This is a genomic window from Psychrobacter sp., assembly GCF_030457785.1.
In the GTDB taxonomy this organism is placed as follows: domain Bacteria; phylum Pseudomonadota; class Gammaproteobacteria; order Pseudomonadales; family Moraxellaceae; genus Psychrobacter.
Map to the genome: position 1 here is coordinate 1 of NZ_JAKDUI010000067.1, position 11,763 is coordinate 11,763.

General features: G+C 44.7%; 10 protein-coding genes, 2 tRNA genes and 1 pseudogene. 6 read left to right on the plus strand and 7 right to left on the minus strand.

What is annotated here, in order from left to right:
• Window positions 1-312: 312 nt before the first annotated feature.
• From L0J61_RS04955 to L0J61_RS04965, 3 genes and pseudogenes are all read right to left on the minus strand, one after another.
• A pseudogene (locus L0J61_RS04955) lies at window positions 313-1,110 on the minus strand (class II aldolase/adducin family protein).
• Between the two features lie 88 nt (window positions 1,111-1,198).
• Entirely contained in the window at window positions 1,199-1,687 is a 489-nt protein-coding gene (locus L0J61_RS04960) for a M48 family metallopeptidase (RefSeq protein WP_301465234.1), read from the minus strand.
• A gap of 111 nt (window positions 1,688-1,798) precedes the next feature.
• Window positions 1,799-2,143: a multidrug efflux SMR transporter gene (locus L0J61_RS04965; RefSeq protein ID WP_301465236.1), complete on the minus strand. Its 345-nt coding sequence runs from the start codon at window positions 2,141-2,143 to the stop codon at window positions 1,799-1,801.
• 398 nt (window positions 2,144-2,541) lie between these two features.
• Between L0J61_RS04965 and L0J61_RS04970 the strand changes: the two genes are divergently transcribed.
• The 3 genes from L0J61_RS04970 (at window position 2,542) to L0J61_RS04980 (ending at window position 4,175) form a co-directional block, all read left to right on the plus strand.
• A tRNA-Asn gene (locus L0J61_RS04970) sits at window positions 2,542-2,617 on the plus strand.
• Window positions 2,618-2,824: 207 nt separating this feature from the next.
• Window positions 2,825-3,163, plus strand: a complete 339-nt coding sequence (locus tag L0J61_RS04975; protein ID WP_301465237.1) for a CopG family transcriptional regulator — start codon at window positions 2,825-2,827, stop codon at window positions 3,161-3,163.
• Window positions 3,164-3,464: 301 nt separating this feature from the next.
• Window positions 3,465-4,175 (plus strand): hypothetical protein, encoded by a 711-nt coding sequence (locus tag L0J61_RS04980; RefSeq protein WP_301465239.1) that lies wholly within the window; start codon window positions 3,465-3,467, stop codon window positions 4,173-4,175.
• A 292-nt stretch (window positions 4,176-4,467) separates the two neighbouring features.
• Here L0J61_RS04980 and L0J61_RS04985 read toward each other — a convergent pair.
• The 3 genes from L0J61_RS04985 to L0J61_RS04995 form a co-directional block, all read right to left on the minus strand.
• Window positions 4,468-4,558 (minus strand) — tRNA-Ser (locus L0J61_RS04985).
• 92 nt (window positions 4,559-4,650) lie between these two features.
• Window positions 4,651-5,802 (minus strand): type I glyceraldehyde-3-phosphate dehydrogenase, encoded by a 1,152-nt coding sequence (locus L0J61_RS04990; RefSeq protein WP_301465241.1) that lies wholly within the window; start codon window positions 5,800-5,802, stop codon window positions 4,651-4,653.
• Between the two features lie 112 nt (window positions 5,803-5,914).
• Window positions 5,915-7,843, minus strand: coding sequence for an AAA family ATPase (locus L0J61_RS04995; RefSeq protein ID WP_301465243.1), 1,929 nt, complete (start codon window positions 7,841-7,843; stop codon window positions 5,915-5,917).
• A 371-nt stretch (window positions 7,844-8,214) separates the two neighbouring features.
• On the opposite strand from L0J61_RS04995, the gene L0J61_RS05000 reads away from it, so the two are divergent.
• From L0J61_RS05000 to L0J61_RS05010, 3 genes are all read left to right on the plus strand, one after another.
• Window positions 8,215-9,741 carry an aldehyde dehydrogenase family protein gene (locus L0J61_RS05000; RefSeq protein WP_301465244.1) on the plus strand — a complete coding sequence of 509 codons (1,527 nt, stop codon included), beginning with the start codon at window positions 8,215-8,217 and terminating at the stop codon, window positions 9,739-9,741.
• A 127-nt stretch (window positions 9,742-9,868) separates the two neighbouring features.
• Complete coding sequence (adhP, locus tag L0J61_RS05005; RefSeq protein WP_301465245.1) at window positions 9,869-10,897, plus strand: alcohol dehydrogenase AdhP; 1,029 nt, start codon at window positions 9,869-9,871, stop codon at window positions 10,895-10,897.
• Between the two features lie 179 nt (window positions 10,898-11,076).
• Window positions 11,077-11,403 carry a DUF779 domain-containing protein gene (locus tag L0J61_RS05010; RefSeq protein ID WP_301465246.1) on the plus strand — a complete coding sequence of 109 codons (327 nt, stop codon included), beginning with the start codon at window positions 11,077-11,079 and terminating at the stop codon, window positions 11,401-11,403.
• A gap of 161 nt (window positions 11,404-11,564) precedes the next feature.
• Here the strand turns inward: L0J61_RS05010 and L0J61_RS05015 are convergent.
• Window positions 11,565-11,763 (minus strand): DUF2798 domain-containing protein (locus L0J61_RS05015; RefSeq protein ID WP_301465247.1); only part of this gene is annotated, 199 nt, incomplete at its 5' end.

Here is an 11,763-nt window from a genome sequence, read left to right on the forward strand (position 1 = left end):
TTATTACATGATATAAGGTAGGTTTTAACAAAATAAAGTTTGTACGTAGCCGCCTTGATTTTCGGTACTACGCCACCCTATCCATCAGCACCTCGCCATGCATTAATACTGACACTGAATACCCTTCATAAAAAAATCCATGCATAAAAAAATCCATGCATAAAAAAATCCATGCATAAAAAAACGCAGCGCGCCATGATGAGGCGCACTGCGTTTTTTTATTAATAAATGCTTATAAGTGGTTTACAAAACACTGGTCTAGTGACTTATCGGTCCCAAATTAACTGTCCAACGTTACTGGCGGGCGCTACCTCAAGTTTCAAATGATGGGTCAGTGCGGCGCAGCTTTCTTAGTAATGCCGGCCACGCGATATCACCATTCGCGCCTCTGGTCACTTGCTTCGATGCAGCTTGAATACCTGCCAATATCTGTGCAGGTATTGGCGTTAGTTCACCACCGCCGCTTTGTGCTTTGATCTGAATCTCGCAGGCTTTTTGCAATAGATACATGTATAAAAAAGCATTTGCCACTGTGTCTGCGCAGGTCAGCAACCCATGGTTACGCAAAATCATAAAGTGCGCCTCTCCTAAATCGGCAACCAAGCGCACTTTTTCTTCAGGGTTTAATGCGACACCCTCATAATCATGGTACACCAAATCGGATAAGAGAAATAACGACTGCTGCTAGATAGGCAGCAAGCCTTGCTCTTGCGCTGAGACAGCGACACCATCATTGGTATGTAGGTGGAGGACACAATGAGCGTCGGTACGTGCCTCATGCACCGCACTATGAATGATAAAACCAGCTGGGTTGACATCGAACTCTGATGGCGATATTTTTTCACCCTGTTTATTGACCTTGACCAAACTGGAAGCGGTGATTTCTTCGAACAGCATGCCATAGGGATTGATTAAAAACCCATTCTCTGTATCTGGCACCCGTGCCGATATATGGGTAAATACCAGATCGTCCCAGCCATAATTAGCAATCATCCGATAACAAGCGGCCAGATCCACTCGCATCTGCCACTCTTTCTCACTCATATTTTGTGCTGGATTCGGCTGAGAGTCTGTCTGTGTGTCGCCTGTTTGTGTTGTGTCCGTCTGCATGAAGTCATCCTTAACTGTTGTAAATATCCTGATTATTTACTCTACACTATTTTTTTCAGTCAAATCAGCCAAAGCAGACACGCCCAAGTCATCGCTCTCGCCAGTGTAACCACAAGCGCATCTCCAACTCAATCTGATGGTACTCTGGCTCCATGTGACAGCACAATTGATAAAACGCCTTGTTATGCTCATGCTCCTTGAAATGCGCGAGCTCGTGCACCACTATCATGCGCAAAAACTCAGGTGGTGCTTCCTTGAATAAGCTAGCGACCGTAATGCTATTGTGCGACTTGAGCTTGCTGCCCTGTACTCGTGACTGGGTGGTATGCACTCCCAGCGCATGCTTGAGCACCTTTAGCTTACTGCTATAACTGACATGGGATAGCGTGCCAATCTTACGCATGTATTGGTTTTTGATGTCATTAATATACTGGTACAGCGCTTTGTCGCTTTGCACTTGATGTTGCTTGGGATATTTTGTTTCTAGATAGATGCCCAACTTGCCAGCACCCATGAGCTGTTCCGCTTGGCTCTGGACTTGCTCGGAGTAATGCGCGATATACTTTAGTTTGGTCACAAAACCATCCTTCGCTGATAATTGCTTTTATGCTCGTTTTTTATTTACCGTTAGGTTATTTGTCGGTTTTTGACCCATTTAGATGACTGTCGATTGAATGGAAGACATACCCTAGTGTCCCACCGAGTTAGACAGCAAATTCATCACCACCACCCCGCCGACTATCATTGCGATACCTACTATCGCTGCTGTATCGAGGCTTTGCTTAAAGAAGAACAGCCCGACCAGTGAGGTCAGCACGATACCCAGCCCGCCCCACAGTGCATAAGCAATGCCAAGCGGTATGGTCTTAATAGTGTGGGTCAATAAATAAAACGATATGACGTATAACACAGCCATGATCAACGTCGGCCACAATCGGCTAAATTGTTCTGACTTCACCAAAAAAAACGTGCCAATCACTTCACAAATAATAGCAACCGCCAAATAACCGTATGCAACCATGGTTGGATTCATAATACAGACCTCTGTTTTCATTCAAAAACATCTTCTTAAACATATTCTCTCGGTGATGCATAAATGACCTCAAGACAAGTCGATCAAATATACACGAAAGAAATCAAAGGGTTGGTATTTTATAGATACTCTCGAGTAATAAGAAGCGCCAGCTTCGGCGTTTTTTTCACGAGCAGTACAGACTATGCTGATTATGGCGTTTTCGGATAATCCTGGCTCCCGATAATAGCCATAATCACACTATTTATTATTATTTATCATAAATTTCATAATAAGGTTGACAGCCCATGCCGACTTGGCTAGAATGTGCCCCACATAACGCAAACAAGCCAAGTAATTAGCTTATATAGTTTACCAAACTTATATAGTTTACCAAAACTGCTGTTATGACAACTTATTCTCCAATAGCTCAGTTGGTAGAGCAACGGACTGTTAATCCGTGTGTCCCTGGTTCGAGCCCAGGTTGGAGAGCCATATACTAAAAACCTCCATCACTATTTGATGGAGGTTTTTTTATGGTTGTCACTTTAATTGATGGCACCATTTTGTTGTGTGATGATCATAATAATTCGTGCGGCCGCGGTGTTCATTGTGGCGGTTTTGTTGTATGGTAACGATAGTTTGATTGGGTTAGTTTTCGTCTGAGTGTCTTACTCCTACTCACTAAAATAATGGTTTATTATGATACCTGTCCGTGTAAAAAATAAATTTTCTGATCATCCGCAAAAAATCATGCGCCCGGTCAGTGTTCGCCTATCTGAAGAGATGATTGCCCTATTAGAAACCACCACAAGCGAACTGGGTTTCAAACGCATTCAAGGGCTTATCCGTTTATATATCCGCCAAGGACTTGACCGCGATCATCAAGACTACACGCTAGCCCATGACGAAGTGTTTATCGAAACCCTGCGTAAGCACGGCGTCAGCCAGCATATCATCGAAGAAGCCATCGTACAGACCCACGACAACAGCGCCACGCACCCCCTAACGGAACTACAAAATGAAGACCAAAATAAATAATGGCTTGTTGACGCCTAACCTAAGCCACGTCCTCGTAGCCCACTGAATAGTTTACTAATTTTTATCTGTTTTTCTTGTATTTTTTATAGATAAGGCTGAGACCGATAACGGGTACTCAGCCTTTTTTTTGTGCTCAGTAAATCACGTTTTGTTATTTTTTCGTACACTATTTAGCCATAATCCAACAAACCAAACCCGAAAAACAGGTATATTAATATGGTCAAGCCTATCAAAACTAACGGCTAGTTTGGCGGTTGAGTTGAGTGACGGGTGACAAAAAAATATGACATGGAGGGGTACGATGAGTGCTTTACATCAACGTTTAAACAAAGCTTTACTAATAGCCATCACCGCGGCATCAATGTCGTTGGCCAGTTGCTCAATGCCACAGGTAGACCCCACTAGTAAAACCATCCCGACCGACTCTGACCAGTGGCAACAAAACCTCGGTGCTACCTTTGAAAATCTACCCAAGTCCGACCAACAACTACTCAGCCGCTATATGCTACGCATGAAGCTGAGCGGTGCTTATGGTTCAGGCGCTATGCCACGCACGACCATCAAACAAGCGCTGATACAGCAACGTGAGTATGAGCGCTTGCATCCCAACAACCCAACCGGCAAAAAAAGCCCTCTCACTAACCAGCCAGGTATTACAGCAAATGCACAGAACTACCCCGTCTCCCTGCTACCAGTCAAAACCAGCGACAGCGATAGCTTAAACCAAGTCAAGCTCCAGTTTATGCTCTCAAACCACGGCAATATCGCGATCCAAAGTTTCGAAGGCACATTGACCATGACAGACATCGCTCTGACTGAAGGCAAGCGTTTTGACGTGCCGCTGAGTGAGTTTGACCCAGCCATCAAACCAGAACAATCTGGCAAGATAGTTATCGAGAGTAGTATCGAGGACATCAACGTCATGCGTGCGATTAGAAACACCAGAGACATGACGATTGAGATTAGTCAGGGTACGCTGAACTTGATAGATGGACAAGAAATCAAGTTTTAATAAGGGCGTATCAACAGTTAAACGGTGCGGCTCAAAATGAGATAAATTGACACCCATCAAGAAAAAAATTGCAGGAAATATAAGGAACATAAGCCTACTTACAAGATTTCTGACAATAAGCAGCAAAATTCGGCCGTATTAAGACTACGAGATGATTGGATGTGTTCATTGATGACACGCCCAAATACCAGGTCGTTTCAGGGAAAGTCAACAGCCAAACCCAATAATAACTGGCCGACAAAATAACGCCATAAAAAAAGCCCCAATCAGCGATGATTGGGGCTTTTGAATTTGGCGGAGACGGAGAGATTCGAACTCTCGAAGGGCTATGAACCCTTGCCGGTTTTCAAGACCGGTGCATTCAACCGCTCTGCCACGTCTCCATTGGTGCATCATTATATAGATATCAAATCATAATGCAAGCACATATCCTTAAAAAGTGAAATTAATTTTCTATACTTTGTAAATCGCTTATTTAGCGGCGACTGGAGGCCAGATGCAAGCACATATCGAGCAGTCTATTGGCATATCCCCACTCATTGTCGTACCAAGCAAAAACCTTGTATTGGTCACCGACTTGCATAAGCTGTTGACCATCGATAATGAGTGACTCAGTCTGATGAATAAAGTCACTGGACACCAGCGGTTCATCCGTATAAGCCATGATATCCAGCAGGCCACCCTTACTCGCTGATTTCAGCACCTCACGCACCCACTCTACACTAACCTGTGCGCTGTCAAATACAAAAGTCACATCTATGGCAGCTACAGTGATGGTTGGCACTCGAATAGAGTGACCGTTTACCTTACCGACCATCGCAGGTAGCACACGCTCAGTCGCAGCGATACTGCTAGACGTCGTCGGGATGACATTATGGCCTGAGGCACGTGCTCGCCTAGGGTCACGATGCGCTTGATCTAGCACTGTCTGGTCAGCAGTCACGGCATGTATCTCGGTCATCATTGCTGATTTTACGCCAAACGCTTCATCAAGCGTCGCTATGAGTGGCACCAGCGCTTGAGTGGTACAGGACACACTCGAAATAATTGGCAAGTCACGTGTCAGCTCACTGGTATTGACTCCCATGACGATACAGGCATCGACATCATCAAACGGTGCTGCGCCAATAATAACCTGCCGCGCACCAGCCTCTATATGCAAATGCGCTTGGTCATAAGAACGAAAGTGCCCCGTACACTCTAACACCACATCGACACCGAGCGCTTGCCATGGTAATTTTTTTGGATCGGCTTCTGAGAGCATGTTGATACAGTAAGTCAGCGTGTTTTTGGTGAGACATAACTGTGTTTTAGCATCGTCGGCATCGCCTGTAGCGACGAGCTCAGCCTCGACCCCAAGTTGACTCAAACGCCCATGCGCAGTATCGAACTTGAGTAAATGCAACAGTATATCGGCTTCTGCCAAATCATTAATCGCCACCACATGAATGGCTCTACCTAACACCTCGAAGCGCTCCAACAGCGCGCGCAACACATTGCGACCTATGCGCCCAAAGCCATTAATCGCGACACGCAGTGGTTGTGTATGCTCACCGGTCGCATGCACCGTCGTGGCTACTGCGGGATCAGAGGTGAGTTGATAAGTGGCGCTAGAAAAATCTGGCATAACAAGATACCGCTATAAAAGGTAGTAGATAATATAAGAAAGATGAAGGCCTTGGCTCAAAATACAAGAGCACTTGTCGTCTATGAGGCTTTGGATTGAAACGCATCAATCATTAGGGCGTAATAAAAACAAGCGCCAGACGAATGGTGTTGTAATCGATGCGCTCCTGCAGGTGTTCATACATCGGCCGCAGTTTAACACGACCATCATCACTGAAGTCATTTGGGTTATTGGCGACTTTTATCGCCACATAGGCGTTGCCAACTGCTGTCATCACTTCATCGTCTGGACGCAGGTGATCACATGCCAAACTCGGATCTTGCGATTTTAGATCGCCAATATGGCGCATAATTGTAGATTGCGACAGCTGCCGTTGTTGCGAAATATCGGCAATAGACAAGCTTTCTTCTAATAATATCCGTGTAGCAAGCAAGGTGCTGTTGGACTTATCGGAGACTTGATTCCCTAATTTTTGCTTTTTATCTAGCTTCGCTTGTTGTTGTTCGCGGCGTTTTTTTTGTAAGCTGGCATAAGCCTCAATAACTGATTTACTGAGCGTGCCACCTGATTTTAAAATAAACTTCTCATGAGCATGCGTGACGCTTTCCTCATCAAGCATGCTGTAATTGCTATCGGCTTCTTTAGACAGTGCCAAAAACCGATTATCTGCGCCGCGTGCCAACGGGTCTAGCTGCAAGCTCATGTTGTTCATACCTAGCAACTGTAGTCCCGCCAGTGACTTCAACCGTGACAGCGCTACATAGCCTTGCCCAAGCTCAAAAGTACGTGACAAATCAATCTCCGCCGCATCAAGTGTCATTCCTTGCGACTTATGAATCGTAATTGCCCATGCCAGACAAAGCGGCACTTGCAGATAGCTTGCCAGTACGTCCCCTGTCTCATCTTCGATGATCCACTCTTCAGGCTCAGCGACCACCTCACGACCCGAGTTCAACCTCACCACTGGCATTTTTTGTGTGGTTGGTTTTTTAGCTTTTGCTTGCTCAGCGTCTGTCTCGTCATTACCAGCTGCAGCAGTATCAGCGTCGCTATCTGACTCAGACTCGGATTCATCTTCTTTTATAATCGTATCACTACTGTCTTTGCTGTCATCGACCTTGACAGCGACGAACCCTATCAGCTCACCCATCGTGCCATTTGAAACACCAAGCTCAGTATTGTTTTTGATAAACATCACCTTAGCGCCCACTTTCAGTATCAGCTCATCTTGGGTTCGAACTGTCTTCTTCAGGGTTTCGACCAATTTACTATCGCCGGTAGATGTCGCCTCAAAACGCATCATTTCACCATCTAACGCTGCAAGTTCTTTGTCATTGATTTTATTGACGTTGAGATTGTGCGTATAAAGGCGCGTGCGAGTGACATCGACGCTTTGATCAAAGGTAGACTCTAAAGCAGCTATCGCCTCAAAAGTGACCTCCTGACGACGAATTTGATTGAGGATGTCATCCAAATCCAGCCCGCCATTGCTCTCTTCACTCACTTGCCTGTGTTGCTCAGACAAGTAACAAATACGAAACTTAGCATCTAGCCACGCCTCAGACATAAAAGCAAACTTTTCACGGTTGCTTTCACCTTTGCTACCAATCGGTGGTAACTGGAAGAAATCTCCAGCGACCACAACCTGAATACCACCAAATGCGGTGTCATTTTTACGCACATGTTTGAGTACTTGGCTGACCAAATTAAGCTGCTTGGCATGCAGCATAGATATTTCATCGATGATCAGCACCGCTGTTTCTTTTAATCTATCTGCTAAAAATTGCTTGCGAGATAAATTGGTCAAATCACGATCCGAGAGCTCGTCTTTAATGCCAATGCCCGACCAGCTGTGAATGGTCGTGCCATTCATATGAGTAGCAGCAATGCCTGTGCTTGCGGTGACAGCAACAGGGACTCGGCGTGCACGCAAGTAATCTATATATTGGTTGAGCGTATAGGTCTTACCTGAGCCTGCTGAACCAGTCAAAAAGACATTTTGACCTGTTTTTAAGATATCAAGAGCTGAAGACTGACGCATATATTCAAACCAACCAATAACATAAAAAAGGAAATCAGCTATCCAAAACCTTTAACGACCTATAACCCTGATAGGTCCGATAGCGAAAATAATGGCAATAATTATAACAGCTACGCTGGCTTTTCGAACCATTTTAACCAATGCATTTTTCATAACTAATTGTTATGTACATTTCGTAAGACACTTACAAAAAGTGAGTATAACTCTGTGCAAAAGTTCAGTAGTATAAATGAGGATTTCAATCAGGAAGATTGGTTTGTGATGACAGAAGCATCTACTACATTGTTAACTTAATACTCATTTGGTATTAACCAACGAAGTAATAGATTACCGCTTGCTCATGGCAGCCTCACATAAACAAGGAGCAGTTAATGTTATACCCCTACCCGAATACCAGTGACAGCCAAGTTCAATTCCGCGAAAAATACGACAACTACATCAATGGTGAGTGGGTTGCACCTGCTGATGGTGAGTATTTCGAAAATACCAGTCCAATCGATGGCAAAGTCATTTGCCAAGTTGCTCGTTCAAAATCTGCTGATATCGAAAAAGCGCTTGATGCCGCTCACGCCGCGAAAGACGCTTGGGGTAAAACCAGCGTCACTGAACGTGCAAACATCCTACTTAAAATCGCTGATAGCATTGAAGCCAACCTCGAGTCCATCGCTATTGCTGAGTGTTATGACAACGGTAAACCTGTTCGTGAGACACTCGCTGCTGATATTCCACTCGCTGTCGATCACTTCCGCTATTTCGCAAGTGCCATTCGCGCCCAAGAAGGTGGCATCAGTCAGATTGATGAAGACACTGTTGCTTATCACTTCCATGAGCCACTAGGCGTCGTCGGTCAAATCATTCCATGGAACTTCCCTATCCTAATGGCAGTATGGAAGCTAGCACCAGCGCTCGCTGCCGGTAACTGTATCGTTCTAAAACCTGCCGAACAAACACCTGCTTCTATTCTCTTCATGCTAGAAGCCATCGGTATTTCTGATCTTTTACCAAAAGGCGTGCTAAACGTTGTGAACGGTTTTGGTGTAGAAGCTGGTAAGCCATTGGCCTCTAACCCTCGTATCAATAAGGTTGCCTTCACAGGTGAGACCACTACTGGTCGTCTGATCATGCAGTATGCTAGTGAAAACATCATCCCTGTCACTCTAGAGCTTGGTGGTAAGAGTCCTAATATCTTCTTTGCAGATGTCATGGACGAAGATGATGATTTCTTAGATAAAGCTGTAGAAGGCTTGGTTATGTTTGCCCTTAACCAAGGTGAAATCTGTACTTGTCCATCTCGTGCATTGGTTCATGAGAGTATTTATGATGAGTTTATCAAACGCTGTATCGCTCGTGTGGAAGCCATTAAATTGGGCAACCCATTAGATACTGACACTATGATTGGTGCACAAGCAAGCTCAGATCAGCTAGAGAAAATTCTCTCGTATCTAGATATTGGCAAGCAAGAAGGTGCAAAAGTATTGGTCGGTGGTGAGCAAGCCAAGCACGATGGCAATATAGAAAATGGTTATTATGTCAAACCAACTATCTTCGAAGGCACCAACGATATGCGTGTATTCCAAGAAGAGATCTTTGGTCCAGTCCTTGCCGTTACTACTTTTAAAGACGACGACGAAGCAATGAGTATTGCTAACGATACTTTATATGGCTTAGGAGCTGGTGTTTGGACACGTAGTGTACATAAGGCTTATCGTTTTGGTCGCGGTATCCAAGCAGGTCGTGTATGGACAAACTGCTATCACATCTATCCTTCGCATTCTGCGTTCGGTGGTTATAAGCAGTCAGGCATCGGTCGTGAAAACCATCTGATGATGCTCGATCATTATCAGCAAACCAAAAACATGCTGGTATCTTATGATCCGAAAAAAATGGGCTTCTTCTAATCCCATTTAAATACTCCCTTTGTAAACAGTAAGCCAAAGCACCAAAAGCACTTTGTAATAGGACTTATAAAGTGCGCCAATAACGTCCACAAAACATTTTAATTTTTCATAAACAAGGAAGGATCCTATGAGTAATAAAATGAAAGCCGCTATATTGCATGAGTTTAACCAACCATTGCAAATCGAAGAAGTCGATATCCCAACGCCTGGCGCTGGTGAGATTGTGGTCAAAATGCAGGCATCAGGTGTCTGTCATACCGACTTACATGCTATTGAAGGTGATTGGCCTGTAAAACCAAGCCCACCGTTCATCCCTGGACACGAAGGTGTTGGTTTGATCACAGCAGTCGGTGAAGGTGTCACTCACGTGAAAGAAGGCGACCGAGTCGGCGTTCCTTGGCTCTACTCTGCATGCGGTTACTGTACTCACTGCCTAGGTGGTTGGGAAACACTATGCGAACGCCAACAGAATGCAGGCTACTCTGTGAACGGTAGTTTTTCAGAATATGTACTGGCTAACGCTAACTACGTCGGCATCATCCCAGAAAGCGTAGACTCGATAGAAATCGCCCCTGTACTTTGTGCTGGTGTTACCGTCTATAAAGGTCTAAAAATGACTGAAGCCAAGCCTGGCGACTGGGTAGTTATCTCAGGTATCGGTGGACTTGGTCACATGGCAGTACAATATGCTATCGCCATGGGACTTAACGTCGCAGCAGTAGATATCGATGATGAAAAACTAGAGTTTGCCAAAAAGCTGGGTGCGAAAATCACTGTGAATGCTAAAAATACTGATCCTGGCGAGTATCTCAAGCAAGAGATCGACGGTGCTCACGGTGTTCTAGTAACCGCAGTATCTTCTACCGCCTTCGATCAAGCGATCAGCATGGTCAGACGTGGTGGTACGGTAGTCTTCAACGGCTTGCCAACAGGTGACTTCCCTGTCTCTATCTTCGATACAGTACTAAACGGCATCACTATCCGTGGTTCAATCGTTGGTACGCGTCTTGACTTGCAAGAGTCTCTAGACATGGCTGCCGCAGGTAAAGTGAAAGCCACTGTTGCTGCTGAACCACTAGAAAACATCAACGATATCTTTGACCGTATGCGTGCCGGCAAAATCGAAGGACGTATTGTCATTGACTACAGCATGTAATTGCTAACGTGACCCTGTACTAAGGCGGTGACCTTGGTACATTTCAATACAAACCATAAGTCGTATCGTTTTCACTCACATGCTATAAATGGTGTGAATGAAGGGATACGACTTTTTACATTTACAACCAGTATATGTATAAACAGTCACAACTATATCTGAGTGATAAGGAAATCATTATGAAAGTTTCAGCAACCCAGTCTTGTGTAGAGCTGATCGAACTCCTAAAATCCAAACATGGCGAATTGATGTTTCATCAGTCTGGTGGCTGCTGCGATGGCAGTTCACCAATGTGTTATCCACTGGGCGAATTCAAAGTAGGTGGTCAAGACGTCTTGGTTGGCGAGCTGGTCGGTTGTAACTTCTATATGGGCAAAGCACAATACGAGTTATGGCAACATACCGACCTCACCATCGATGTGGTAAATGGACGCGGTGCCAGTTTTTCACTGGAAATTCCCGAAGGCAAACGCTTCATCGTACGCTCTGAGGTTTGTGCAATATAAGTGAAAATGCAAAATGAAAAGTACTAATGAGTAATGAGCGAGCGTAACAGCCTCAAACGACCAACCCATGTGCCAAACGCGTCTAGCATCTAAAGCTTGTTGCTCTTTAGCTCTATGATGCTGTAGTCCTTGGAGGTTGATCTTCCCTTTGCGCCTACCGTCTATTTAGGCGCTAAAATTCGCTTGGTAAACTGTTGTACTGGTTGACCGATGATTAACACAGCCACGAAGGCTGCTGGCCATGCAATTTTCCATGCATGTAAAAAATTCATAAAAAAATCATCTGACCAACCCAAATTTATAAATGTAATAAACATCGTCATCATAAACGAGAGTAAGACTGACATGATTGCTGTGTTA

Excerpts from the sequence above, each read along its gene's own strand:
- L0J61_RS04965 (WP_301465236.1), bottom strand. The coding sequence starts at position 2,143 with ATGAATCCAACCATGGTTGCATACGGTTATTTGGCGGTTGCTATTATT.
- L0J61_RS04975 (WP_301465237.1), top strand. The coding sequence starts at position 2,825 with ATGATACCTGTCCGTGTAAAAAATAAATTTTCTGATCATCCGCAAAAA.
- L0J61_RS04980 (WP_301465239.1), top strand. The coding sequence starts at position 3,465 with ATGAGTGCTTTACATCAACGTTTAAACAAAGCTTTACTAATAGCCATC.
- L0J61_RS04990 (WP_301465241.1), bottom strand. The coding sequence starts at position 5,802 with ATGCCAGATTTTTCTAGCGCCACTTATCAACTCACCTCTGATCCCGCA.
- L0J61_RS04995 (WP_301465243.1), bottom strand. The coding sequence starts at position 7,843 with ATGCGTCAGTCTTCAGCTCTTGATATCTTAAAAACAGGTCAAAATGTC.
- L0J61_RS05000 (WP_301465244.1), top strand. The coding sequence starts at position 8,215 with ATGTTATACCCCTACCCGAATACCAGTGACAGCCAAGTTCAATTCCGC.
- adhP (WP_301465245.1), top strand. The coding sequence starts at position 9,869 with ATGAGTAATAAAATGAAAGCCGCTATATTGCATGAGTTTAACCAACCA.
- L0J61_RS05010 (WP_301465246.1), top strand. The coding sequence starts at position 11,077 with ATGAAAGTTTCAGCAACCCAGTCTTGTGTAGAGCTGATCGAACTCCTA.